At 65.8% G+C, this 22,832-nt stretch carries 23 protein-coding genes; 11 read left to right on the forward strand and 12 right to left on the reverse strand.

Annotation, left to right across the window (positions count from 1 at the left end; translation table 11 throughout):
• Positions 1-29: 29 nt before the first annotated feature.
• Positions 30-800, forward strand: a complete 771-nt coding sequence (locus QTI66_RS10135) for a 3-hydroxybutyrate dehydrogenase (protein ID WP_286559384.1) — start codon at positions 30-32, stop codon at positions 798-800.
• 15 nt (positions 801-815) lie between these two features.
• On the opposite strand, the gene QTI66_RS10140 is transcribed toward QTI66_RS10135, so the two are convergent.
• Both QTI66_RS10140 and QTI66_RS10145 read right to left on the reverse strand, forming a co-directional pair.
• Positions 816-1,529 (reverse strand): SIMPL domain-containing protein, encoded by a 714-nt coding sequence (locus tag QTI66_RS10140; RefSeq protein WP_444814989.1) that lies wholly within the window; start codon positions 1,527-1,529, stop codon positions 816-818.
• Positions 1,530-1,591: 62 nt separating this feature from the next.
• The gene (locus tag QTI66_RS10145; protein WP_286559385.1) at positions 1,592-1,993 is read right to left on the reverse strand and encodes a hypothetical protein; all 402 of its coding nucleotides are present in this window, start codon (positions 1,991-1,993) and stop codon (positions 1,592-1,594) included.
• 112 nt (positions 1,994-2,105) lie between these two features.
• Between QTI66_RS10145 and ompR the strand changes: the two genes are divergently transcribed.
• Together ompR and QTI66_RS10155 are read left to right on the forward strand one after the other, a co-directional pair.
• Positions 2,106-2,837, forward strand: coding sequence for an osmolarity response regulator transcription factor OmpR (ompR, locus tag QTI66_RS10150; RefSeq protein ID WP_286559386.1), 732 nt, complete (start codon positions 2,106-2,108; stop codon positions 2,835-2,837).
• A 5-nt stretch (positions 2,838-2,842) separates the two neighbouring features.
• The gene (locus QTI66_RS10155; RefSeq protein ID WP_444814979.1) at positions 2,843-4,327 is read left to right on the forward strand and encodes a sensor histidine kinase family protein; all 1,485 of its coding nucleotides are present in this window, start codon (positions 2,843-2,845) and stop codon (positions 4,325-4,327) included.
• Positions 4,328-4,342: 15 nt separating this feature from the next.
• Here QTI66_RS10155 and ispF read toward each other — a convergent pair whose 3' ends face one another.
• A complete protein-coding gene (gene ispF, locus QTI66_RS10160) occupies positions 4,343-4,828 on the reverse strand; it encodes a 2-C-methyl-D-erythritol 2,4-cyclodiphosphate synthase (RefSeq protein ID WP_286559387.1) in 486 nt (161 codons plus the stop codon).
• Positions 4,825-5,568 carry a 2-C-methyl-D-erythritol 4-phosphate cytidylyltransferase gene (gene ispD, locus QTI66_RS10165; protein WP_286559388.1) on the reverse strand — a complete coding sequence of 248 codons (744 nt, stop codon included), beginning with the start codon at positions 5,566-5,568 and terminating at the stop codon, positions 4,825-4,827. The genes ispF and ispD overlap by 4 nt, the downstream gene beginning before the upstream one ends.
• 112 nt (positions 5,569-5,680) lie before the next feature.
• Between ispD and mfd the strand changes: the two genes are divergently transcribed.
• The 4 genes from mfd to serB are packed head-to-tail and all read left to right on the forward strand — an operon-like array spanning position 5,681 to position 10,567.
• The gene (gene mfd / locus QTI66_RS10170) at positions 5,681-9,160 is read left to right on the forward strand and encodes a transcription-repair coupling factor (protein ID WP_286559389.1); all 3,480 of its coding nucleotides are present in this window, start codon (positions 5,681-5,683) and stop codon (positions 9,158-9,160) included.
• A gap of 50 nt (positions 9,161-9,210) precedes the next feature.
• Entirely contained in the window at positions 9,211-9,459 is a 249-nt protein-coding gene (locus tag QTI66_RS10175; RefSeq protein ID WP_286559390.1) for a hypothetical protein, read from the forward strand.
• Entirely contained in the window at positions 9,459-9,854 is a 396-nt protein-coding gene (locus tag QTI66_RS10180; protein WP_286559391.1) for a type II toxin-antitoxin system VapC family toxin, read from the forward strand. Before QTI66_RS10175 ends, QTI66_RS10180 begins: the two co-directional genes overlap by 1 nt.
• Positions 9,854-10,567 (forward strand): phosphoserine phosphatase SerB, encoded by a 714-nt coding sequence (gene serB / locus QTI66_RS10185; protein WP_286559392.1) that lies wholly within the window; start codon positions 9,854-9,856, stop codon positions 10,565-10,567. The genes QTI66_RS10180 and serB overlap by 1 nt, the downstream gene beginning before the upstream one ends.
• Before the next feature lie 53 nt (positions 10,568-10,620).
• Here serB and QTI66_RS10190 read toward each other — a convergent pair whose 3' ends face one another.
• Positions 10,621-10,947, reverse strand: a complete 327-nt coding sequence (locus tag QTI66_RS10190; protein WP_286559393.1) for a DUF6172 family protein — start codon at positions 10,945-10,947, stop codon at positions 10,621-10,623.
• Between the two features lie 56 nt (positions 10,948-11,003).
• Here QTI66_RS10190 and QTI66_RS10195 point away from each other — a divergent pair, with 56 nt between their 5' ends.
• Positions 11,004-11,231, forward strand: a complete 228-nt coding sequence (locus QTI66_RS10195) for a hypothetical protein (RefSeq protein ID WP_286559394.1) — start codon at positions 11,004-11,006, stop codon at positions 11,229-11,231.
• A 7-nt stretch (positions 11,232-11,238) separates the two neighbouring features.
• Here the strand turns inward: QTI66_RS10195 and QTI66_RS10200 are convergent, their stop codons facing one another.
• A complete protein-coding gene (locus QTI66_RS10200; protein WP_286559395.1) occupies positions 11,239-12,426 on the reverse strand; it encodes an aminotransferase-like domain-containing protein in 1,188 nt (395 codons plus the stop codon).
• A gap of 153 nt (positions 12,427-12,579) precedes the next feature.
• Here QTI66_RS10200 and QTI66_RS10205 point away from each other — a divergent pair, with 153 nt between their 5' ends.
• The 3 genes from QTI66_RS10205 to nth are packed head-to-tail and all read left to right on the forward strand — an operon-like array spanning position 12,580 to position 14,830.
• Entirely contained in the window at positions 12,580-12,843 is a 264-nt protein-coding gene (locus QTI66_RS10205; RefSeq protein ID WP_286559396.1) for a helix-turn-helix domain-containing protein, read from the forward strand.
• Positions 12,844-12,845: 2 nt separating this feature from the next.
• Positions 12,846-14,186 carry a type II toxin-antitoxin system HipA family toxin gene (locus tag QTI66_RS10210; RefSeq protein ID WP_286559397.1) on the forward strand — a complete coding sequence of 447 codons (1,341 nt, stop codon included), beginning with the start codon at positions 12,846-12,848 and terminating at the stop codon, positions 14,184-14,186.
• Positions 14,183-14,830: an endonuclease III gene (gene nth, locus QTI66_RS10215; protein WP_286559398.1), complete on the forward strand. Its 648-nt coding sequence runs from the start codon at positions 14,183-14,185 to the stop codon at positions 14,828-14,830. Before QTI66_RS10210 ends, nth begins: the two co-directional genes overlap by 4 nt.
• A gap of 112 nt (positions 14,831-14,942) precedes the next feature.
• Here nth and QTI66_RS10220 read toward each other — a convergent pair whose 3' ends face one another.
• The 6 genes from QTI66_RS10220 to cbiB all read right to left on the reverse strand — a co-directional run bounded on the left by QTI66_RS10220 (position 14,943) and on the right by cbiB (position 22,791).
• Positions 14,943-15,482 (reverse strand): histidine phosphatase family protein, encoded by a 540-nt coding sequence (locus QTI66_RS10220; RefSeq protein ID WP_286559399.1) that lies wholly within the window; start codon positions 15,480-15,482, stop codon positions 14,943-14,945.
• Between the two features lie 8 nt (positions 15,483-15,490).
• Entirely contained in the window at positions 15,491-16,282 is a 792-nt protein-coding gene (locus QTI66_RS10225; RefSeq protein ID WP_286559400.1) for an adenosylcobinamide-GDP ribazoletransferase, read from the reverse strand.
• On the reverse strand, positions 16,279-17,343 hold the full coding sequence (gene cobT / locus QTI66_RS10230) for a nicotinate-nucleotide--dimethylbenzimidazole phosphoribosyltransferase (RefSeq protein ID WP_286559961.1): 1,065 nt from the start codon (positions 17,341-17,343) through the stop codon (positions 16,279-16,281). The genes QTI66_RS10225 and cobT overlap by 4 nt, the downstream gene beginning before the upstream one ends.
• A complete protein-coding gene (locus tag QTI66_RS10235) occupies positions 17,343-18,800 on the reverse strand; it encodes a cobyric acid synthase (RefSeq protein WP_286559401.1) in 1,458 nt (485 codons plus the stop codon). The genes cobT and QTI66_RS10235 overlap by 1 nt, the downstream gene beginning before the upstream one ends.
• Before the next feature lie 34 nt (positions 18,801-18,834).
• Positions 18,835-21,723 (reverse strand): C1 family peptidase, encoded by a 2,889-nt coding sequence (locus QTI66_RS10240; RefSeq protein WP_286559402.1) that lies wholly within the window; start codon positions 21,721-21,723, stop codon positions 18,835-18,837.
• 105 nt (positions 21,724-21,828) lie between these two features.
• The gene (cbiB, locus tag QTI66_RS10245; RefSeq protein WP_286559403.1) at positions 21,829-22,791 is read right to left on the reverse strand and encodes an adenosylcobinamide-phosphate synthase CbiB; all 963 of its coding nucleotides are present in this window, start codon (positions 22,789-22,791) and stop codon (positions 21,829-21,831) included.
• Positions 22,792-22,832 lie beyond the last annotated feature (41 nt).

Here is a 22,832-nt window from a genome sequence, read left to right on the forward strand (position 1 = left end):
CATCCTAATTCATCCGGAGATTGATCAACATGCTCAAAGGCAAAACCGCTCTTGTCACCGGGTCCACCAGTGGCATTGGACTCGGCATCGCCACCGCGCTGGCCCAGCAAGGCGCCAACATCGTCCTCAACGGCTTCGGCGACTTCGAAGGGCCGAAGGCGCAACTGGAAGCTCTGGGCGTTCGGGTCGAATACAACGGCGCCGACATGAGCAAGGCCGGCCAGATCGAGGACATGATGAAGTTCGCCGCCGAAAAGTTCGGCCGCGTGGACGTCCTGGTCAACAACGCCGGCATCCAGCACGTGGCCAAGGTCGAGGACTTTCCGCCCGAGCGCTGGGACGCCATCATCGCCATCAACCTCACGAGCGCCTTCCACACCACGCGCCTGGCGATGCCGGCCATGCGCCAGGCCAACTGGGGACGCGTGATCAACATCGCGTCGGCGCACGGTCTCGTGGCGTCGGCGCAGAAGTCGGCCTACGTCGCGGCCAAGCACGGCGTCGTGGGCTTCACCAAGAGCGTCGCGCTCGAAACGGCGACGACCGGCGTCACCTGCAACGCGATCTGTCCGGGATGGGTGCTCACGCCCCTGGTTCAAAAGCAGATTGATGATCGGTCCCAACGCGAGGGCATTTCCGTGCAGCAGGCACAGACCGAACTGCTGGGCGAGAAGCAACCCTCCCTGCAGTTCACGACGGTGGAGCAACTGGGGGGCCTGGCCGTGTTCCTGTGCTCGCCGGCCGCCGATCAGGTGCGCGGCGTGGCGTGGCAGGTCGACGGCGGCTGGACCGCCCAATAAAGGAAAGCGGCCCGGCTACTTGAGCTGGACCGAGCCCGAGACGTTGACGACGACGTTCGTCTTGCCGGGCTCGACCGGCACGGGCGCGTCGGCCGCCATGGAGGTCTTGGCCTGCATGGCCATCATGCGCGGCTGGATCGGCCCTCCCTGGTTGGAGTTGACCGAGATCTCGCGCAGGCCATAGCTGCCGAAACCGAAGCCCTTGGCCAGCTCGCCCGCCTTCTGCTTGAAGGCTTCGATGGCGATGTTCTGCGCCTCCACTTCCGATTTGGCGCGCTGCTCGCGGCTCAGACCGTAGCCGATGTTGCCGACGTTCAGGGTGGTGATGCGCCCCGCCGTCTGCGCCACGCGCGGAAAGTCCCGCCCTTCGAGGACCAGCTCCGCCGTGCCCTGCCAGCCACTCATCTTGCCGTCGCGCGTGTAGCGCGGATTGAGGCTGAAGTTACCCGTGTGAACATCCATCTGGCCGGGCTGCGCGCTCTTGCGGGCCTCGGTGAGCGCCGCGTCCATGGCCGTCTTCAACTGGGTCTGCACGACGGAGGCATCGGCACCGTCGCGCGTGGCGACGAGGGTCATGCTCAACAGGTCCTGCTGCACCTCGACGGTGCCGCTGGCCGACAGCTGCAGGACGTTTTGGGGAGGGGTCCAGCCGGGGGCGACTTGCGCCACGGCCTGGGCGCCAGACAGGAAGGCCGCGCCAAAAGCGGCGCACAGTGCTACAGATTTGATAGCTTTCAAAACAGCGAAATTCCCACGATGAAGTGATTCGGAAACGAGCGGCACCGGGCCGCTCAAGGAGTTTGGGTGCGCGGAAGCCCCACGTCGCCCGTCGCCCGCACATTGTCGAGTGCCGGGCCACCGGACCTGCGCAAAGGTGCCTGGGAAGGCATGGTACGGGCCGACTGGGGCTGCTGCGAGGTCCATTGCTGGCGCAATTGATCGCGCAACTGCGTGCGCTCGGCGGCCGTCAGGTGTCGCCCAGCCGCGGCGTCGGCGCGACGGATGTCGTCCTTCTGCGAAGCGCGATGCGCCTCGACGGCATCGCGCACGTCACTGCGAACCTGTTCGCTCACCGGTATCGGGCGCGGGGAAGCCGCCCATGACCACGGGGTGGCCAAAGCAAGCACAACGAGCGACAGCAAAATTCTCATGAGGAGCACTTTGCCACCGGGGAGCGTCTGCCTGACGTCCATAGGGCGTGCAGCCGCAAGTTTTGTAACTTTGTGTCAACATAGGGCAAAAAGCGGCTAAGTGGTCCTTCACTGGCTTCAGAATTGGCGTTGTTACAAATTCAGTGTTGTCGCAATGACTCAAACTCCAGCTCGCACCGACAAGATCGTCATCGTCGATGACGACGCACGCATTCGAGACCTGCTGCGGCGCTACCTGACGCAGGAAGGTTTCGAGGTGATCGTCGCGGAGGACGGCAAGGCGCTCAACCGCATCTTGCTGCGCGACACGGTCGACCTGATCGTGCTCGACCTGATGATGCCCGGGGAAGACGGCTTGTCCGTCTGCCGACGGCTGCGGGCCGCCAACGACCGGACACCCATCATCATGCTGACGGCCAAGGGAGAGGACGTCGATCGCATCGTCGGGCTGGAAGTGGGCGCTGACGACTACCTCGGCAAGCCCTTCAATCCGCGTGAGTTGCTGGCACGCGTGCACGCCGTGCTGCGTCGCCGCCCGCCGATGGAGGCGCCCGGTGCGCCGTCGACGGACAACGAGACGGTCAACTTCGGCCCCTTCAGTTTCGACCTGGGCTCGCGCACCCTGCGCAAGGATGGCGAAGAGCTCTCCCTGACCACCGGCGAATTCGCGATGCTCAAGGCGCTGGTGCGCCACCCGCGTCAGCCGCTGTCGCGCGAAAAGCTCGCCCAACTGGCGCGCGGGCGTGAATTCGAACCCTTCGACCGCAGCCTGGACGTGCAGATCTCCCGGCTGCGCAAGCTGGTCGAGTCCGACGCAGCGGCGCCCCGCTACATCCAGACCGTCTGGGGCGTGGGCTACGTGTTCGTGCCGGACGGCACGACCTGAGCCCCGTGGCCGCCAGCGGCCCCACCACGACGCAACCCAGTCCTCTTGCCGAGGACGGTTCGTCGGTCACAGTCGCGAGCCCGCTCGAGGGTGATCCGCCGACGCGGCGGCGGCGCCTCAAGCTCGGCCTGAGCCTGTTCTGGCGCACTTTCTTCCTGCTCGCCCTGCTGCTGGTGGGCAGCACCATCGCGTGGCTGCAGACCTTCAGGCAGCTCGAATACGAACCGCGCGCCATCCAGACGGCGCACCAGATCGCGTCGCTGGTGAACCTCACGCGCGCGGCGCTGGTTTATTCGGACGCCATCACGCGCGTCTCGCTCATCAAGACGCTGGCCGACCAGGAAGGCGTGCGCATCGTGCCGCGCGAGCCGAACGACCGCTTCCTGCCCTATACGAGCGGCACGCTCGACCAGCGCGTGACCGAAGAGCTCACGCAGCGCCTGGGCGTCGGCACCACAGTGGCCAGCCGCGTCAACGACGAGCCGGGCCTGTGGATTGGTTTCGCCATCGAGAGTGACAACTATTGGCTGCTGCTGGATCCGACCCGCTTCACGCGCGTGGGCAGTCGCACCTGGCTCATCTGGCTGGTGACGGCGATGGCGATGTCGCTGGCTGGCGCGGCGCTGATCACGCGCTTCATCAACCGTCCGCTGAGCCAACTGTCGCGTGCAGCACGGCAGGTGCGCGAAGGCGAATACGAGGCGCACCGGCTGGACGAAGGCGCACGCACGAGTGAAATCCGCGCGGTGAACATCGGCTTCAACCGCATGGCCGACCAGCTCGCCAAGATCGAGCAGGACCGCGCCATCATGCTGGCCGGCATCTCGCACGACTTGCGCACACCGCTCGCGCGCCTGCGGCTGGAAACCGAAATGAGCGTGACCGACGAGGACGCGCGGGCGCACATGGCGGCCGACATCACGCAGCTGGACGCCATCATCGACAAGTTCCTCGACTACGCGCGCCCCGACCATGTGGACTTCCGCCCGGTGCTGCTGCGCGACGTCATCGACGCCTGCACCTACGCGGTGGAAGACCACGAGGACGTCAAGATCACCGTCGAAGTGCCGCCGGAGTTGCGTGTGATGGCCGACGAGGTGGAGCTGATCCGGGTGATCTCGAACCTGCTTGAAAACGGACGGCGCTACGGCAAGACGCCCGGCACCGACGTGGCGCGCATCACCATCCAGGCGCAGGCGCACAACGATGCGGTGCTCATCAAGGTGCGCGACCACGGCGCCGGCGTGGCGCCCGCCATGCTCTCGCAGCTCACCAAACCGTTTTTCCGTGGCGACACGGCGCGCACGTCGGCGGCCGGCGCGGGCTTGGGCCTGTCGATCGTGGCGAAGAACATCGACCGCATGGGCGGCACCTTTGCGCTGACCAGCACGCCGGGCCGCGGGCTGGCGGCGCACATCCGTTTGCCACGCGCCGCGTCGATCCGGCCCGCCGCCACGGCGACCACCACCACTCCCGCTTCGACGACCTGATCGGCCGCGCGCGCTTCAGCGGTGCAGCAGCACGACAGCGCGCGCTTCCATCGCACGGCCCTCACCCACCGGGCCCAGCTTCTCGGCCGTCTTGGCCTTGACGTTGACGCAGCCCACATCGATCTGCAGCCCCTGCGCGATGCGCACCCGCATGATTTCGATGTGCGGCGCCAGTCTGGGCGCCTGCGCAATGACGGTGCTGTCGACATTGCCGATCTGCCAACCCGCTTCGCGCACGCGCCGCGCCGCCTCGGCCAGCAACACCATCGAATCAGCGCCCTTGAATTGGGGGTCAGAATCCGAAAAGTGACGGCCGATGTCACCCAATGCAGCTGCGCCGAACAGGGCATCGGTGATGGCGTGGAGCAGCGCATCCGCGTCGGAATGTCCCAACAGGCCAGCGGCGTGGGGAATCTCGACGCCACCGAGCATCAGTTTCCTGCCGGCCACGAGTTGGTGGACGTCCCAGCCTTCGCCGACGCGAATGTCGAATCCGCTCATGCGGTGCTCCTGCGGCTGCGCAACACGGCGTCGGCCAAAGCGAAGTCTTCCGGAAAAGTAACCTTGAAGTTCTGTGCGCTACCAGCGACCAGCAGCGGCGCGAGCCCGATGGCCTCGATGGCGCTGGCTTCGTCGGTGACCGAATCGCCGGCGCGCTCCAGCGCCTCCAGAAGGATGCCGATACGGAACATCTGCGGCGTCTGCGCGAGCCACTTGTCGGCGCGCGCCAGCGTCGCGGAGACCCGGCCATCCGGCGAAGCGACCTTCAGGGTGTCGGCCATGCGGTGCGCCAGCAGGCCGCCGACGGCGTCGTGCTCGCAGGCGGCGATCAGCGCTTCGATCTGCGTCGGCGCGATCAGGCAGCGTGCGGCGTCGTGCACCAGCACCCAGTCGTGCGCATGGGCGCCCTGCTGGCGCAGCGCAACGAGGCCGTTGCGAACGGTGGCGGCCCGGGTCGCGCCGCCCACCTGCAAGAGGCGCTCGCCCTTTCCGGGAAAAGATGGCAAGGCGGCGCCGATGTCGCGGTCTTCGGGCGACACCACCAGTGCGATGGCGGCAAAGCGGTCGCCCAGTGCGCGGAAGGCTTCCAGCGTGTGGGCCACCATCGGTTTGCCCGCGAGCTTGCGGTATTGCTTTGGACCGTTGGCACCGGCGCGGCTGCCGCTGCCCGCGCAGGGAATCAGTGCATAAACATGAGAGGCGTGTGATGTGTGCATGGGCGGCATGGATTGTTGGCCCATTCTAGAATCGAGTCCTTTGCACACCCCGCGAGCCTTCTCGCGGGGTGTTCTGCATTGCTGTTCGCCCCGCGAGTCGCCTCACGGGACGTTCTTGCGTCGTTTCAGGCAAGCCATGGATCTTCCCCAACTCACCGCCGGCAAGCGTTTCACGCTGCCCCGGCCGCCCCTGTCGGCCGATGCCCTGCTCATTGCACGGCTGGCCCAACGCGAAAAGGCCGCGGGCCGCGCGACCGCCATCTTCACCGCCGATGCGAACGATGCGCAGCGGCTCATCGACGAGATCGTGTTCTTTGCGCCGGACGTGCGCTGCGCCCTGTTTCCGGATTGGGAGACGCTGCCCTACGACAGCTTCTCGCCGCACCAGGACCTGATCAGCGAACGGCTGGCCACGCTGTGGCGCATCAGCCAGCGCGAGGCCGACCTGGTGATCGTTCCTGCGACGACGGCGTTGTATCGCCTTGCGCCGCCCGCATTCCTGGCCGGCTACACCTTCCACTTCAAGACGAAGCAAAAGCTCGAAGAGTCGAAGCTGAAGGCCCAACTGACGCTGGCCGGCTACAGCCACGTCACGCAGGTGGTAAGCCCGGGTGAATACGCGGTGCGCGGCGGGTTGATCGACCTCTTTCCGATGGGCTCGCTGGTGCCTTACCGGGTCGATTTGTTCGACGACGAGATCGATTCGATCCGTACCTTCGACCCCGATTCACAGCGCAGTCTCTATCCCGTGCCCGAAGTGCGCCTGCTGCCGGGCCGCGAGTTCCCGATGGACGACGACGCCCGCGCGCGCTTCCGGCATCGCTGGCGTGAGCTGCTGGAAGGCGATCCGACCAAGAGCCGCATCTACAAGGACATGGGCAACGGCGTCGCCACGGCCGGTATCGAGTACTACCTGCCGCTGTTCTTCGATGAAACGTCGACGGTGTTCGACTACCTGGGCGCCGAGGCGACGGTGGTGCTGCATGGCGACCTGGAGCCGGCGTTCCAGCATTTCTGGCAGGACACGAATGAGCGTTTCCGGCTGGTGCGCGGCGACCCCGAGCGGCCCGCGCTGCCGCCGGAAGCCCTGTTCCTGAACGCCGAACAGTTCTACACCCGCGCCAAGGCGCATGCGCAACTGGCGATTCGCGGTACGGCCGAGGCCGGTGCGCCCTATGCCGAGTTCGACGCCCTGCCCGAACTTGCGGTGGTGCGCGGCGCAGAAGATCCGCTCACGCGTTTGAAGGCGCATCTCGCATCGACCACGCATCGCGTGTTGATGATTGCCGAGAGCGATGGCCGTCGCGAGAGCCTGCTCGATTTCCTGCGCGCCAGCGGCGTCAGCCCGCCCGCCTTCGACACGCTCGCGGAGTTCGAAGCATCGGACGACGAGAAGATCGGCATCGCGACTGCGGCGCTGGCGGCAGGCTTTGCGTGGCGCGAACAGGCCATCGACTTCGTCACCGAGACCGAACTCTTCGCCACAGCGCCCAGCACGCGCCGGCGCAACCGCAAGCAGGAACAGGTCAGCGATGTCGAAGCGCTCATCAAGGACCTGTCGGAGCTGAACCTGGGCGACCCGGTCGTGCACACGGCGCATGGCATCGGGCGCTATCGCGGACTGGTCAACATGGACCTGGGCCAGGGCGTCGATGCCGAAGGCAAGCCGCTGCTGCAGGAGTTCCTGCATCTTGAATATGCGGACAAGGCCACGCTGTATGTGCCGGTGAGCCAGTTGCACCTCATCAGCCGCTACACCGGCGTGTCGGCCGACGAGGCACCGCTGCACAAGCTCGGCTCGGGGCAATGGGAGAAGGCCAAGCGCAAGGCCGCCGAACAGGTGCGCGATTCCGCTGCGGAGTTGCTCAACATCTATGCCCGTCGCGCGGCGCGCGAAGGCCATGCCTTCCGTTTTGCGGCACAGGACTACGAGACCTTCGCGAACGACTTCGGCTTCCAGGAAACGGCCGACCAGCAAGGTGCGATCCACGCCGTCATCCAGGACATGATCTCGCCTCGCCCGATGGATCGCCTCGTTTGCGGCGACGTGGGCTTCGGCAAGACCGAAGTGGCGTTGCGCGCCGCATTCGTCGCCGTCACGGGCGGCAAGCAGGTTGCGTTCCTGGCGCCGACGACGCTGCTGGCAGAGCAGCATTTCCAGACGCTGGTCGACCGCTTCGGCAAGTGGCCGGTGAAGGTGGCGGAGATGAGCCGTTTCCGATCGACCAAGGAAATCAACGCCGCGGCCAAGGGCCTGGCGGATGGAACGGTCGACATCGTGGTCGGCACGCACAAGCTGCTGAGCGAGAGCGTGAAGTTCAAGAACCTCGGCCTGCTCATCATCGACGAGGAGCATCGATTCGGCGTGCGCCACAAGGAAGCCATGAAAGCCATGCGCGCCGAGGTCGACGTGCTCACGCTGACGGCCACGCCGATTCCGCGCACGCTCGGCATGGCGCTGGAAGGCCTGCGCGATTTGAGCGTGATCGCGACCGCGCCGCAGCGGCGGCTGGCCATCAAGACTTTCGTGCGCACCGAAGGCAACGGCGTGATCCGTGAAGCGGTGCTGCGCGAACTCAAGCGCGGCGGTCAGGTGTACTTCCTGCACAACGAGGTCGAGACCATCGAGAACCGTCGCCAGAAGCTGGAAGAAATCCTGCCCGAGGCGCGCATCGCCGTCGCGCACGGACAGATGCCGGAGCGCGAACTGGAACGCGTGATGCGCGACTTCGTGGCGCAGCGCTACAACATCCTCTTGTGCTCGACCATCATCGAGACGGGCATCGACGTGCCGACGGCCAACACCATCGTGATGAGCCGCGCCGACAAGTTCGGCCTGGCGCAGTTGCATCAATTGCGTGGCCGCGTCGGTCGCAGCCACCACCAAGCCTATGCATACCTGATGGTGCCGGACCTCGAAGGCCTCACCAAGCAGGCCTCGCAGCGTCTCGATGCCATCCAGCAGATGGAAGAACTCGGCTCGGGCTTCTACCTCGCGATGCACGACCTGGAGATTCGCGGCACCGGCGAAGTGCTCGGCGAAAACCAGAGCGGCAACATGATGGAGATCGGCTTCCAGCTCTACAACGAGATGCTGTCGGAAGCCGTGCGCTCGCTCAAGGCGGGCAAGGAGCCGGACCTCCTCTCGCCGCTGTCCGTCACGACCGAAATCAACCTGCACGCGCCCGCCCTGCTGCCCGACGACTATTGCGGCGACGTGCACCTGCGCCTGTCGTTCTACAAGAAGCTCGCGACCGCCAAGACGCCCGACCAGATCGACTCGCTGCTGGAAGAAATCGTGGACCGCTTCGGCAAGCTGCCCACGCAGGCGCAAACGCTCATCGACGTCCACCGCCTGCGCGTGCTGGCGCGACCCTACGGCGTGACCAAAGTCGATGCGGCGCCCGGCGTGATCAACATCACCTTCCGCAAGGACCCGCCGGTCGAGGCGATGAACATCATCAACCTGATCCAGAAGAACAAGCACATCAAGCTGGCCGGCAACGAAAAGCTGCGCATCGAGCGCGAGTTGAAGGAGCCAAAGGACCGGGCGCAGATGGTGCGGGACGTGTTGCGCAGCCTTGGGCAACCCAAAGTGGCAGAAGCCGCCGTATAAGTGCCAACCACTTATATAATTGCCGGTGTAATTTTTCAAGGAGGCCCGTCATGTCCCAGGTCACCATTTACCTCGATGACGAAACAGAGAAAGCCGCACGCGAAGCTGCCAGTGCGGCCCGGCTGTCGCTGAGCCGCTGGTTCGCACAATTTGCCGAACGGGAACGGGACAGGAAGCGCTCCGACTGGTCCGCTTTTTTTGCGAAGGTGGATGAGCACAAGGCGTTGTGGGCCGAATTTCCGCTCACCGAAGACATGCATCGCGACCTGCCACCGGACACGCCGCGCGAGACTTGGTGATGTATCTGTTGGACACCAATACGCTCATCTACGCGTTTCGCCAAGCCGGAAGGGTGCGAGAACGCATGGCGACGCAGGCCGAGGCAACGCTGAATTTGTGCACCGTCAATCTTTTCGAGTTCGAGTACGGCTTTGCAAAGTCCGCGGACGCCTCCGTTCAGCGCGGCCTGCTGGATGATCTGACCTCGCGCGTGAACGTGCTGGACTTCGACAGCGCCAGCGCGCGTCTTGCCGGGCGCATCAAGGCGTACTTGCAAAAGGCAGGAACGCCGATAGGTCCCTATGACCTGTTGATCGCCGCAACCGCCCTGTCCCGCAATTTGATCGTCGTTACCCGCAATGAGCGCGAGTTCGCGCGTGTGCCGGGGCTTCGTGTTGAAAACTGGTACGACTGATGAGTGCTTCCCAAGAACTTGCCCCCGGACTGGTCCTCCAGCGCATTACCCCGCCGCTGCAGTTGTCCGATTTCAAACTGATCGCCTTCGACATGGATTCGACGCTCATCAGCATCGAATGCATCGACGAGATTGCCGACGCCGTTGGCAAGAAGGCCGAGGTGGCCGCGATCACCGAGGCCACGATGCGTGGCGAAATCAAGGACTTCAAGGAAAGCCTGCGCCGCCGCGTGGCCTTGCTCAAGGGCGTGCCGGTGTCATCGCTGCAGGAGGTGTATGACCAGCGCCTGCGCCTCAACCCCGGCGCTGAAGAACTCGTGGCAGCTTGCAAGGCGGCGGGCCTCAAGGTGCTGCTGGTGTCGGGCGGCTTCACCTTCTTCGCCAACCGCGTGAAGGATCGCCTGGGCATCGACTTCGCGCGCTCGAATCTGCTGGACGAAGCGGATGGCTTTCTCACGGGCGATGTCGTCACGCAGTCGTGGGGCGACATCTGCGACGGCGCGGAGAAACGCCGCACGCTGCTCGAAGTGGCCTCGCTGCTGGGAATTTCGCCGGGCGAGACCATCGCCGTGGGCGATGGCGCCAACGACCTGCCCATGATGGGCGAAGCGGGCCTCTCGGTGGCCTATCACGCCAAGCCGAAGGTTCGGGAACAGGCCATGGTCGCCATCAACGAAGGCGGTCTGGACCGCTTGCTGGAAGTCCTGAGATGACGGTCGTCGCCCGGTCGGCCAGCGACGTGTAGCGGCCGGCCGCGCGCTCTTCTTCAGTCAGACGCCTCGGAGGCCGGCTCGGCTTCACCGCCCGCAGGCTTCGCCTTGCGATGGCCGTGCTTGGCCAGGATCTCCACATAGAACTGCGGTCCCGCCGCCTTGGCCACCTCATCCATCAGGCCGGTCAGCGCCGACAGGTGAACCACCTTCGCTGCCTCTTCACTCGTGCCGAACTTGCAATCGAAGTCCCAGAAGTCCACATCCTTGGGCAGGTCTCGGCGGCGTTCGCGCTTGATGTACTTGCGAACTTCGTGCTTGACCGCTTCAAGAACGCGGTCGGGGTGCTTGCCTTCGGGGCGCAGCTGAAAGGTTTTTCTCATGGTCGATCATAGTGTGTGTACATTTCACGTCCCATCAGACATCAGGGTGAAGAAACATGGCGCGAGCGAGTGACTGGTCCAGCAAGGTGATGGCTCTGATCAATGGCGGAAACACGGCCGCCGCGATCGCGCAGATCAAGGTCGCGCCCTCGGTGAAAGACCTGAAGGCGCTGGAGACGATCATGAAGCTGTCGCGGATGGCGGGCAAATACAAGAATGTGGATGCCGCGATCAGCGACAACCTGGCGCTGCTGTCGGCGCCAAGACTTCACCGCTCACCCTGAGCTCGCCTCACAGTGCCTGGGCCAGGCGGGCGATACCTTCTTCGATCTTCTCGACGTTGGCTGTGGCGAAGCTCAGGCGCAGCGTGGCCACATCGGGTTTCTCTGCGAAGAACGGCGCCCCGGGCACGAAGGCCACCAACTTCTCGATGGCGCGCTTGGCGAGCACGTTCGCATCGGCGCACTTGCCGTTGGCGCCGGTGAGGCGCGCCCAGAAGAACAGGCCACCGCCCGGTTGCGAGAACTCGATCGCATCACCCAGCTCGCGGGTCAACGCCGCACCCATCGCCTTGGCTCGTTGGCCGTAGACCTCACGCACGTGCGCCAGCGTCGCGGGCATGCGACCGCTTTTCAGGTACTGCGCGGCGGTGGCCTGCGCGAAAGTGCTGGTGTGCGCATCGCTGAACTGCTTGCACATCGTGGCCTTGGCCAGCAGCGCGGCCGGCGCGATCATCCAGCCAATGCGCAGGCCCGGGCTCAGCACCTTGCTCAGGCTCCCGCAATGCGCCACCAGATCGCGGCTGCCCGCCACCTCGCTGGTCAGCGCCATGATCGACGGCGGCGGCGCCTCGCCGAAGTACAGGTCGCCGTACGGGTCGTCTTCCACAACGAGCGTCTGGTACTTCACCGCCATCTCCAGCACCTTCTTGCGGCGCTCGAGGCTCAGCATCGCGCCGCTGGGGTTGCCGAAGGTCGGAATCAGGTAGACGAACTTCGGCTTGTGCTCGGCGATGAGCTTTTCGAGTTCATCGGTCTTCACGCCGTTGGCGTCGATGGGTGCGCTGATGAGTTGCGCGCCGTACAGCCGAAAGCACTGGATGGTCGCCAAAAAAGTCGGGCCTTCGACGATGACCTTGTCGCCGGGCGAGATCAACGTCTTGCCCAACAGGTCGAGCGCCTGCTGGCTGCCGGTGGTCACGATCAGGCCGCTGGGGTCGACCGTCACGCCCTTGGTCTTCATGAAGGCGCTCAGTTGCGTGCGCAGCGGCTCGTAGCCTTCGGTGGCGCCGTATTGCAGCGCGCCGCCGGCCTCTTCATTCAGGGCACGGCTGCTGGCTTCCTTGAGCCCTTCGACGTCGAACATGGCGCTGTCAGGAAAGCCGCCTGCAAAGCTGATGATGCCGGGCGTGCCGAGCAGCTTGAAGAGTTCGCGGATGGCGGAGGTTTCGACGTTGTCGAGGCGGGAGGCGAATTTCATGGGATTGGTCTCGGTTTCGTTGGCCTGCATTGTGGCGAATATGCGCTCGGCTCCGGGCATGTCGGGCCATCCGGGTTTATCGCCTTTGAGCGATTTGTTGCATTAATCGTTTTAAAGCGATATATTGCATTTACCACCTTGAGGCGGTAAACCATGAACATTCTTCTCCATTCGCCAGCGCAGCTTTCGGCGCACCTCAAATCCCTGCGGCAATCGCAAAAGCTCACGCAGGCACAACTCGGTGCGCGCATCGGCGTCAAGCAGACGCGCATTGCCGACATCGAGAAGAACCCCGGCGCCGTCAGCGTCGCCCAATTGATGCAGCTGCTGCACGCGCTCGACACGCGCGTGTTGCTGATGCCGCCTGCCTCGCCGGCCACCGTCGTGCATGCACAAGAATCCCCCGCCGACTGGTAAGCATGGCCCATCCCGAACTCGATGTGTGGATGAACGGCGAGTACGTCGGCGCGTGGTTCTGGACACGCACCGGGGCTGCGACGCTTCGCTACGACGACGGCTGGCTGCGCTCGCCCAACATGCGCGCGCTTTCGCTCTCGCTGCCCATTCCGGCCGGCGCGAAGGAATTGCGCGGTGCGGCCGTTGAAAACTATTTCGACAACCTGCTGCCCGACAGCGACCGCATCCGCGAGCGCCTGCGCCGCCGCTTTCGGGCGCCCACCACGCAAGCGGCCGACCTGCTTGCCGCCATCGGACGCGATTGCGTCGGCGCCGTGCAACTGTTGCCAGCCGGGCAGGCACCCGCAGCCTTCGACCGCGTCGACAGCGAGCCGCTGACCACCGCGCAGGTTGAACAAACGCTGCGCAACGTCACGGCCGATCCCGTCTTGGGCCAAGGCGACGACCAGGACGACTTCCGCATCTCGATTGCCGGCGCGCAGGAGAAAACTGCGCTCCTGCGCATCGGCGACCAATGGCATCGACCGCATGGCGCAACGCCGACCACGCACATCCTCAAGCTGCCGCTGGGGTTGGTCGGCAACATGCGCGCGAACATGACGGATTCGGTGGAGAACGAATGGCTGTGCGCCCGCCTCATGGCAGCCTTGGGCTTCGACGTGGCACACACTGAAATGGGTCGCTTTGGCGATCAAAGGGCGCTGATCGTGGAGCGCTTCGACCGCCGCTGGATGGACAACGGACGCTGGATCGCGCGCCTGCCGCAGGAAGACTTTTGCCAGGCCACCGGCACGGCTGCACAGCTCAAATACGAGAGCGACGGCGGCCCGGGCATGCGCGATTGCCTCTCGCTGCTTGCCGCGAGCGATGAGGCGCGTGCCGACCGGCTGCGCTTCGTGCTGACGCAACTCGCCTTCTGGCTGCTCGCGGCCACGGATGGACACGCAAAGAACTACTCGATCTTCCTGCGCCGCGGCGGTGGCTACGCGATGACGCCTCTCTACGACATGCTGTCGGCCTGGCCCATCATCGGCAAGGGTCCGAGCCAGGTGCCATGGCAAAAGGCCAAGCTCGCGATGGCCCTGCGATCGAAGAACGCGCACTTCACCCTGGCCGGCATCCAGACACGCCATTGGCAGGTGCTGGCCGCCCAATCGGGCGTTGACGGCGCATTCCAACAAATGACCGCGCTAGTGCGGCATGCCCCCGCCGCCCTGGCGCAGATTGAAAGCTCCCTGCCATCCAACTTTCCCGAGCGGGTGTGGCGAACCGTGGACACCGGCGTTCGCGCGCAGTGCCAGCGTTTCGAATCCGGCTTGAAAGACGCTTCGGAAACCCCATGAAAAAAGAATACATCGCCCCCTTCTTCGCCACCCTGCAGGCCGCCAACCCCACGCCCGAAACCGAGCTCGAATACAGCACGCCCTTCGAACTGCTGGCCGCCGTGCTGCTCTCCGCGCAAGCCACCGACGTGGGCGTGAACAAGGCAACGCGCAAGCTCTTTCCGGTGGCCAATACGCCGCAGGCGATCCTGGACCTCGGCGTGGAAGGACTGGAGGGCTACATCAAGACCATCGGCCTGTACCGCAGCAAAGCCAAGCATCTGATCGAGGCCTGCCGCATGCTGGTCGATCTGCACGGCGGCGAAGTGCCGCGCACGCGCACCGAACTCGAGGCACTGCCCGGCGTGGGCCGCAAGACGGCCAATGTCGTGCTCAACGTGGCGTTTGGCGAGCCGACGATTGCAGTCGATACGCACATCTTCCGCATCGGCAACCGCACGGGGCTCGCGCCCGGCAAGACACCGCTCGAAGTGGAGTTGAAGCTGGAAAAGCGCGTGCCCAAGGAATATCTCCTGCACGCCCACCACTGGCTCATCCTGCACGGCCGCTATGTGTGCATTGCGCGCAAGCCGCTGTGCTGGCAATGCGCAGTGGCGCCTTACTGCGACTTCAAGCCGAAGACCCTGCCGCCGCAGTCGCGCTGAGACGACTCATACGGCTTTGCAATCAAGCGCAGAACAAGGCGGAGCGCCGCAGACAGTGCTATAGCACGGCCAGGCGATCCAACGCAGTTATGCGTTTGATTGCAAAGTCGTATCAAACCGCCTCGATCTCGACAAGCTCACCAAAGCCCAACTGCCGGCGCGGCCACTGGTCGGCACGCTCCAGCGCGCGCATGCCCCCGTGCAGCAGCCATACCGCCCGGATCACGCCGGCATGCGTAACCCACAGCGCGTCTCGCCGCGCAGCGCGCCAGGCATCGTAGGCATCTCCCACGCGCGACATGAAGGAGTTGGTGCTTTCGCCCGATCCGCCCGCCCGGCCGGTGGCGAATTCGCGAATCCACGCGTCGAATTCGTCGCGGCCGATCTCATCCCACAGCCGACCTTCCCAAGCGCCGAAATCCATCTCGGCGATGCGCGTGTCGAACTGCGTCTGCAGGTCGGGTCGCAATGCCTCCAGCGCAACGGCCAGTTGCGAACAGCGACTCAGGGGCGACGCGAAGACTTCGACGTTGGCGGGCAAGTCCGGCGCCACGCGCTTCGCAATCGCGCGCGTGAGGGCGGCCGACACCGACACGTCGGACGCGCCATAGCAAAGCCCACTGGCGCAATCGACTTTCCCATGGCGCAGCATCCAGAGCTTCACAGTTGCACCGCCAGCGCGAGATACATCGCCAACTCGGCCACCTGCTGCGTCGCGCCGAGGCAGTCACCGGTGAAGCCCTCCAGCCGCTGCCTGAAGTAATGCGTCATCCAGCCGGTGACGCCGATCACCAGCAGCGCGGCGGCCGCGGCATTGGCCAAGGGCTGCGTCATGAGCACGAGCACGACCGCCGGCAGCGACCAGGCCGCCGCCACGGCCAGTGACGCGCCACTCACGGCGTCGGCCAGGGGCTTGGCCTTGCCCCCTTCACCACCCACGTAGGGCAGCGAGCGCATCACGAACAGCGGCGCGAAGCGCGACAGCACATGGGCCGCCAGCACGGCTGCGGCGCCCGCGATCTCATCCTGCGCCGCCAGCGTGCCAAGCAGGCTGACTTTCAGGCCGATGGCCAGCACCAGCGCGATGGCACCGAAGGCGCCGATGCGCGAGTCCTTCATGATCTCCAGCGCGCGGTTGCGATCGCGCGATCCACCCAAGCCGTCGGCCACATCCGCCAGTCCGTCTTCGTGAAAAGCACCGGTCAACCACACGGTCGCGACCACGCACAGCATGGCCGCCGCGATCGCGCCTGAATCGCCCGGCAACAGGAAGAGTCCCAGCCCGAAGACCGCGGCGCCGATGGCGCCAATCACCCAACCAACACCGGGAAAGTGCCCCGCGCTTTCGCGCAGCATCGCCGGGCTGAAGCCAACCCATCGGGCGAGACCGCCCGTGATCGGAATGCGCGTGAAGAACTGGAGCGCCAGAAGGAAGTGGCGCACGCTGTTCATGAAGCGGCCCCCGCCGCGGTGTCGTCCTCGCGGCGCGAAACGCCCGCCGATTCGAAGCTCGCCATCTCGCGCAGGATGCGGCAGGCCGATTCGAGCAGCGGCCATGCCAGCGCCGCGCCCGAGCCTTCGCCCAGTCGCAGGTCCAGGCGAAGCACAGGTTCGAGCCCGAGGTGCTTGAGCAGCAACGCATGCCCCGGTTCCGCGGACTCATGCGCGGCAACGCAGCGCTGCACCACGTGGGGCTGCAGCGCACAGGCGACCAGCACCGCCGCGCCGGTGATGAAGCCATCGACGACGATCACGCGCCGTTGATGCGCCGCTTCGAGCACCGCGCCAACGAGGGTCGCGATCTCGAATCCGCCGAAGGCCGCGAGTGCCTGCAATGGCGCCGTGGCGTCCGCATGGCGTGCCAGCACCTGCGCCAGCACGGCCCGCTTGCGCGCGATGCCCGCCGCGTCGAGCCCGGTGCCCGCGCCCACGCATCTGTCGAGGTCGATACCGCCCAGCCGCGCCAGCAGCAGCGACGCGGCCGAGGTGTTGCCGATGCCCATCTCACCCAGCAGCAAGGCATTGCCCGGCAGGTTGCGCACGACCTCGCGGCCGTTCTCGATGGCTTGCGCGCACTGCGCATCGGACATCGCAGAGCCGGTCGATGAATCGGCCGTTCCATGCGCGATCTTGCGAATGAGAAGGCCCGCGCGCGGCTCGAAGTCATGCCGCACGCCGCAGTCCACCACGCTGAGCGCGAGACCGTGCTGACGCGCCAGCACGCTCACCGCCGCGCCACCTTCCAGAAAGTTCTGGACCATCTGCCATGTCACATCGCTTGGATACGCCGAGACGCCACGCGCCGCCAGGCCGTGATCGCCGGCGCACACCAGCATCTGCGGCGCGTGCAGTTCGGGCAAAGCGCTCGCGAGGATCTCGCCGATGCGCAGCGCGAGCGCTTCGAGGCGCCCGAGTGCGCCCACGGGCTTGGTCTTGTTGTCGAGGGCGCGTTGAAGCGCCACGGTGAGCGCGGGATCGCGCAGATCCGGAATGGAGGGAATGAAAGTCGTCATCATGAAATCAGTCGGTTCAACACGCCAGCCTCGAAGTGGCGGTCGATGAAATCTGCGAGTCCGTCAAAGACGGAATCGAGTGAGGGGGCAGACGCGCCATACAGCGCGTGCAGCACCGCCGCATCCTCGAAAAGGCCATGCACATAGGAGCCGAGCACATTGCCCGCGCCGTTCTGCCATGCCAGTCCGTCAGGCATGGCCGCGTGCGCCACGTCCCCGGCGGCGGCCATCGCGGGATGCTGGGCGGTCTGGCCGTGATGGATCTCGTAGCCGTGCACCTGGACATTGGACAGCGCGGACCATGTGCCGTGCAAGGCGCCGAAGCGTGCGGTGCAGCGCTGCACCGTCTTGTCGCGGTCGAACACGGTCACGAGCGGCAGCAAGCCCAGTCCGGCCGCGTTGCCATCGATGCCGTGCGGATCGATCAGCGCCTCGCCCAGCATCTGCAGGCCGCCGCAGATGCCGAGCACGGCCCCGCCCGCCTGTGCGTGCGAGGCAATCGCGTGGTCCAGTCCCTGCGCGCGCAGCCACGCCAGGTCGCCGCTGGTGTTCTTGGAACCGGGCAGGATGATGGTGTGCGCGTCTGCCAGTTCGGCCGGCGTGCGCGCCCAGCGCAGCCGCAGGCCGGGCACGTTCTTGAGCGGCTGGAATTCGTCGAGGTTGCTGATGCGCGGATACGCGACCACCGCGACGGTGCGCCTCTGGCCCGCCGCATGCCCGGCGCCTGTGGTGCGATCGTCGAACACGCCATCTTCCTCGGGCAGCCCGTGCTGCCACCACATCGGCAAGGTGGCGACGGTCGGCACGCCGGTGAGCTTTTCAAGGTCTTGCGGTGCGGGCGCCAGCAGCGAAGCATCGCCGCGAAAACGGTTGAGCACGAAGCCACGCAACAATTGCCTGTCTGCCTCGGGCATGAGCGCCCACGTGCCGTACAGATGCGCAAAGGCACCGCCGCGGTCGATGTCCGTCACCAGCAGGCATCGGGCATCGGCATGCCGCGCCACGCGCAGGTTGACGATGTCGGACGTGATGAGGTTGATCTCGGCCGGCGAGCCCGCGCCTTCGATCACGACCACGTCGTTCTCGGCGCGCAGTTCGTCGAGCGCGCGCGACACGGTCGGCCACACGCGCTCGCTGCGCCCGCGCCAAGGCATCTGGGTCAGCGCTTCGTCCACCTGCCCGAGCAGCACGACCTGGCTGTGCGTGTCGCGCTCCGGCTTGAGCAAGAGCGGGTTCATGCGCACGTCGGGCACCGCGCGCGCCGCCAGAGCCTGGAAGTACTGCGCGCTGCCGATTTCACCGCCCGACACCACGCGGGCGTTGTTGCTCATGTTCTGCGACTTGAAGGGCGCAACCTTCAGTCCCTGGCGCGCATACCAGCGGCACAGTGCCGTGCTCAGCCAACTCTTTCCGGCGCCGCTCGTCGTGCCCAGAACCATCACACATCGGGACGTCATGCCCCGAGTGTCACATGAATGTTGCAGCGTTGCGTTAGAACCCGCGCAGGTCCGTCACGGGCACGACAAGGTCGCCCTGCCCCGTGATCAGTCCCAGCGTCTTGCTGAACAACTCGACGTTGTTGTCGAAGCTGCCGTGGCTCGCGCTGATGCGGTCGTCGGGCAGGAAGTCCAGCACCTTGTCTTTGGCGATGATCTCGGTGCGCGCGCCCAAGCCCGTCACGGCGGCGGCATTGCGCCAGTTGCCCAGCGCCTCGCCCGTGCTGGATGAGCCGTCCCACGCCTTGTAGGCCGGGTCCAGCACGTTCGCCAACCCGAGAATGGGCGTGCGAAGGTCCGGCTCCAGCGCGTTGGAGACAAAGTACAGCAGGGACTTTCGATAGATCGCCGCCACGGTGTCGTCCCGCTCGTTCTGGTCCGACAGCACGCTCATGTAGAGCCGCTTCATCAGGTCCGCATTCGGCGCGTAATACGCGTTGGCAAACTGCACCGTGCACGCCGGCGCCCAGAGGTGGATCGATGCCACGTTCTTGTCGAGCTTGCGCGCCGACATCAGGCTCAGGAAGTGCCCCAGGATGATCGAGCCGGCCGAATGGCCCACGAGATGGATCTCCAGCGAATCGCCCCATGTCTGGATGAGGTTCTGCAAGGCCGTGGCCAGCAGGTCGCCGCCGCGCGTGGGGTTGCAGGCAAACTGGGCGTTCGCCTTCATCTCGCTCCAGATCGGCCGCGCCGCGCCGCGCCCGATCGTCTTTTCAATCAGCATGTCGGAGGCATCGCTGACGGTCTCGCGAATGCCGCCAGCCAGGGTGGGGTCGCGACTGAAGGCGCCGGCCAGGATGCCTTGCAGCGATTCCAGCAGGCCGGTCTTCCACACCAGGAACAGCGGATAGCAGCCATTGCCAATGAAGTAGCGGCCCATCGCCTGCGCACGCTGCACGGCCGCCTTTTCGCTGTTGAGCCCGCCATGCGCATAGATGACCAGGCGCTTCTTGCCGTCCGCCGACTTGGGCATCGAAGGATCACGAAACCAGTGGTCGGGCAAGCCGCACGCCTGGAAGAGCAAGGTGCGGCTCAGTTCGTCCTGCGTCACGTAACGGTTGACGCGGCCATCGTCGCCGATGACGACGCTGTGCTCATACGCGGTGGCCTCGTCCCACCAGTTGCCGTGTGCCGCACCGGTGCGCGCCAGGCTGGCCGCGCTGCCGCCGGCCAGGCGTCCGAGCACGACGCCGCGCACGCCCAGCGCCGCCACCCAGGCATCCATGCCGTTGGCAAACCAGTCCTCGTAGCGCAGTACGGCGAAGCCGCCCGCACCCCAACTCGCGCCCCACGAATTCTGGATGACGAAGCCCCTGGTGTTGAAGCCCACCAGCGCAAAGGCATGGCCGCCGCCGAGCGAGGCCTTGCCGTCGAATTCGATGACGGGCAGCGTGTCGTGCGTGAGCTTTTTGGGCTTGACCTCGGGCACGGTCTGCCAGCCATCGTGCGTGTTGCACGACACGTACACCGCACCGACTTCGTGGATGGCGGCCTGCAGGTCGGTGATGGCCTTGGTGTCGATGCGGTAGTAGACGCCGAGCGTCATGTCCGCCGCGCGCTTCGCATAGCCGTACTTCGGCCGCGTGATGCCGTCGTTCGTATAGGGCCAGTCCGACTCCAGGCACACGCCGTGGTGAAACCAGCCCTTCAGCGCGCCGCGGCAACTCGACCCGTCGTAGTCCTCGCCGGCATATTCGTCGTAGCGCCGCGCAAAGTTGTAGAGCATGCGCGGGCTCACCGATTCGAGCTTGGCCGGAAACTTCGCCTTGCGCCAGCGCGCATAGTTCACCACGCACGCCAGCCCGAAGCCGGTGCAGGCGCCCTCCTGTCCCTGGTCGAGGATCAGCTTGGCATTCGTGTAGATGTGCAGGAACTGCCCCACTTCTTCCTGCGTCGGATATTCGTCCGGCAGGGTGATGGGTGGCGGCTGGTAGGGCCGGTCGCGCAAGTCGGCCGGGTCCTTGCGCGCATCCAGGGCACGTGCGGGCTTGAGCGGCATTGCACTGACGGCCTCGGCCACGGCGCGCGCCCGCTTGGCGCCTGCGCCCACCCTGGCCTTGCCCACCGGCGCCGGCGTCGGCGCGGGCACCACGGGCCAGACGGTGGCAGCAATGTCGAACACGCTCTTGAAACGGTCCAGCCCATGCGAGCCGCCATTGACCACCTTGCGCGCCGCTGCATAGTTGCCGGCCGCCAGCGCCGTGCGCATCGCATCCGCGTGGTCTGCCAGGAAACGCGCCAGCAGCACGGCCGCCACTTCCGGCGCGTTGGCCCAATCCGGGTTGTTGATGAGGTCGATGCCGATGCGCTCGGTGTAGGTCTTGTAGTTGAAGCGGCCGGTGAGTTGCACGAAGCCGCGTCCCCTGAAGCGCGCACCGTCGCCGGGCGTCGTGTTGCCCAGCTTGCCGTCATAGCTGCTGAAGGGTGGAAAGCCCGGCTTGGTGTTGAACTGCGACGGAAACTCGGCAATGGGCAGGAAGCCTTCGCTCTCCGCGCGAATGGTGCCGAGGGCGCCAAGGATCATCGGCCTGTCGGTCAGGTCCGCATCCGCCAGTGCGGCGCACACATAAGGCAGGTAGCGGGCGATGTTGGAAGGCTTGGTGGCAGGAAACAGCCGGCGCACCGACGTCAGGTCGAGCGCCAGCGCCAGCGGCTTGGGCGTCACCAGTCCCAGCAGCACCTGGCAATAAGGACCGACGATGCCGTCAGCCACGATGCCCACGCCGGATTGCCATCGCCGTGCGGCGGCCTCGGTGTCTGCGTTGAAGTCCGCGCCGGAGGCCAAGCCCGGAAAGAGCGTCGCATCCGGACCCAGCTCTTTCGTCAGCCGGGCTTTCAGCGCCGTGACACCAGCCCCTTCGTTACCCTTGACCAGCAGCATGTAGTTCTCCTTTGAGGCGAGCGGCACATTAATCCCGCGCCATGCCTGGGGCAACCCGGCAAAAGGACTACTGCCAATGCATGAGTGCAGGGGAGGATTGCGATTTCAAGGCGCTGCCAATCGGGCCCACGCATACACCGCCGCGCTGGCCACGATGCCGGCGATGGTCACCACCCGCGAACCCCAGCGCATCGCGCGTCGCGTGTCGTCAGCCGTGGGCGCGCGGCCGTCCGGGTTGAGCGCATAGAAGCCGGGCTTGCCCAGGCGCACATCCAGCAGCAAGGCCATCGCGGCCATCGGCCAGCCGCTGTTGGGCGACGGTGTGTGCCGCGCGTGCTGGCGCAAGTCGCGCGGCCATCGCAAGGCGGCCAGCGCGAGCAGCATCGCCGTGATGCGGGCAGGCGCCCACGACAGGACATCGTCGACGCGCGCCGCAAACTTGCCCGCCCATTCCCAGACGCGGCCCGAGCGCACGCCGTGGTAGCCCCACATGGCATCGGCCGTGTTGGCAAAGCGGTAGATCACCGCACCCGGCAGGCCGAAGACGGCAAACCAGAAGATCGGTGCGACCACGGAATCGTTGAGGTTCTCGGCCAGCGATTCGATGGCGCTTTCGCGCACTTCGCTTTCGTCCAGCTGCGTGACGTCGCGGCTCACCACGTAGCTGAGTTTCGAACGGCCGGCGTCCAGCGACTCACCAAGCGCCGACTCGACGGACAGCACTTCGCTTCGCAGCATGCGCCACGACAGCATGGGCTTGAGCGCAACGCCAAGACCGATCGCCGCCGCCCATGCCGGCAACTGGCGCGCCCATTCCTGCAAGGCCAGCGCCACGGCTCCGAAGGCGACGGCGCCCGCACACCACGCCAGCGCACCGGCACCGAATCGCCCGAAGTCCGCGCCCAGCCGCGACTCGGCGCGCGGCGCGATGCGGCGGCCCGTGAAGGCCAGATAGCCGCCCATCCACACCACCGGATGCCAGCGCATCGGCGGCTCGCCCACGAGGCGGTCGATCAACAGCGAGAACCAGAGCGCTGCGATGCTGATCCAAGCCCAATCGACTGTCATGACGTCAGTCGTCGATGCCGCGTGATGCGGTGATGCGGGCT

It is taken from the genome of Variovorax brevis (assembly GCF_030317105.1).
GTDB lineage: Bacteria > Pseudomonadota > Gammaproteobacteria > Burkholderiales > Burkholderiaceae_C > Variovorax > Variovorax brevis.

Excerpts from the sequence above, each read along its gene's own strand:
- QTI66_RS10135 (WP_286559384.1), top strand. The coding sequence starts at position 30 with ATGCTCAAAGGCAAAACCGCTCTTGTCACCGGGTCCACCAGTGGCATT.
- QTI66_RS10145 (WP_286559385.1), bottom strand. The coding sequence starts at position 1,993 with ATGGACGTCAGGCAGACGCTCCCCGGTGGCAAAGTGCTCCTCATGAGA.
- ompR (WP_286559386.1), top strand. The coding sequence starts at position 2,106 with ATGACTCAAACTCCAGCTCGCACCGACAAGATCGTCATCGTCGATGAC.
- ispF (WP_286559387.1), bottom strand. The coding sequence starts at position 4,828 with ATGAGCGGATTCGACATTCGCGTCGGCGAAGGCTGGGACGTCCACCAA.
- ispD (WP_286559388.1), bottom strand. The coding sequence starts at position 5,568 with ATGGGCCAACAATCCATGCCGCCCATGCACACATCACACGCCTCTCAT.
- mfd (WP_286559389.1), top strand. The coding sequence starts at position 5,681 with ATGGATCTTCCCCAACTCACCGCCGGCAAGCGTTTCACGCTGCCCCGG.
- QTI66_RS10175 (WP_286559390.1), top strand. The coding sequence starts at position 9,211 with ATGTCCCAGGTCACCATTTACCTCGATGACGAAACAGAGAAAGCCGCA.
- QTI66_RS10180 (WP_286559391.1), top strand. The coding sequence starts at position 9,459 with ATGTATCTGTTGGACACCAATACGCTCATCTACGCGTTTCGCCAAGCC.
- serB (WP_286559392.1), top strand. The coding sequence starts at position 9,854 with ATGAGTGCTTCCCAAGAACTTGCCCCCGGACTGGTCCTCCAGCGCATT.
- QTI66_RS10190 (WP_286559393.1), bottom strand. The coding sequence starts at position 10,947 with ATGAGAAAAACCTTTCAGCTGCGCCCCGAAGGCAAGCACCCCGACCGC.
- QTI66_RS10195 (WP_286559394.1), top strand. The coding sequence starts at position 11,004 with ATGGCGCGAGCGAGTGACTGGTCCAGCAAGGTGATGGCTCTGATCAAT.
- QTI66_RS10200 (WP_286559395.1), bottom strand. The coding sequence starts at position 12,426 with ATGAAATTCGCCTCCCGCCTCGACAACGTCGAAACCTCCGCCATCCGC.
- QTI66_RS10205 (WP_286559396.1), top strand. The coding sequence starts at position 12,580 with ATGAACATTCTTCTCCATTCGCCAGCGCAGCTTTCGGCGCACCTCAAA.
- QTI66_RS10210 (WP_286559397.1), top strand. The coding sequence starts at position 12,846 with ATGGCCCATCCCGAACTCGATGTGTGGATGAACGGCGAGTACGTCGGC.
- nth (WP_286559398.1), top strand. The coding sequence starts at position 14,183 with ATGAAAAAAGAATACATCGCCCCCTTCTTCGCCACCCTGCAGGCCGCC.
- QTI66_RS10220 (WP_286559399.1), bottom strand. The coding sequence starts at position 15,482 with ATGCTGCGCCATGGGAAAGTCGATTGCGCCAGTGGGCTTTGCTATGGC.
- QTI66_RS10225 (WP_286559400.1), bottom strand. The coding sequence starts at position 16,282 with ATGAACAGCGTGCGCCACTTCCTTCTGGCGCTCCAGTTCTTCACGCGC.
- cobT (WP_286559961.1), bottom strand. The coding sequence starts at position 17,343 with ATGACGACTTTCATTCCCTCCATTCCGGATCTGCGCGATCCCGCGCTC.
- QTI66_RS10235 (WP_286559401.1), bottom strand. The coding sequence starts at position 18,800 with ATGACGTCCCGATGTGTGATGGTTCTGGGCACGACGAGCGGCGCCGGA.
- QTI66_RS10240 (WP_286559402.1), bottom strand. The coding sequence starts at position 21,723 with ATGCTGCTGGTCAAGGGTAACGAAGGGGCTGGTGTCACGGCGCTGAAA.
- cbiB (WP_286559403.1), bottom strand. The coding sequence starts at position 22,791 with ATGACAGTCGATTGGGCTTGGATCAGCATCGCAGCGCTCTGGTTCTCG.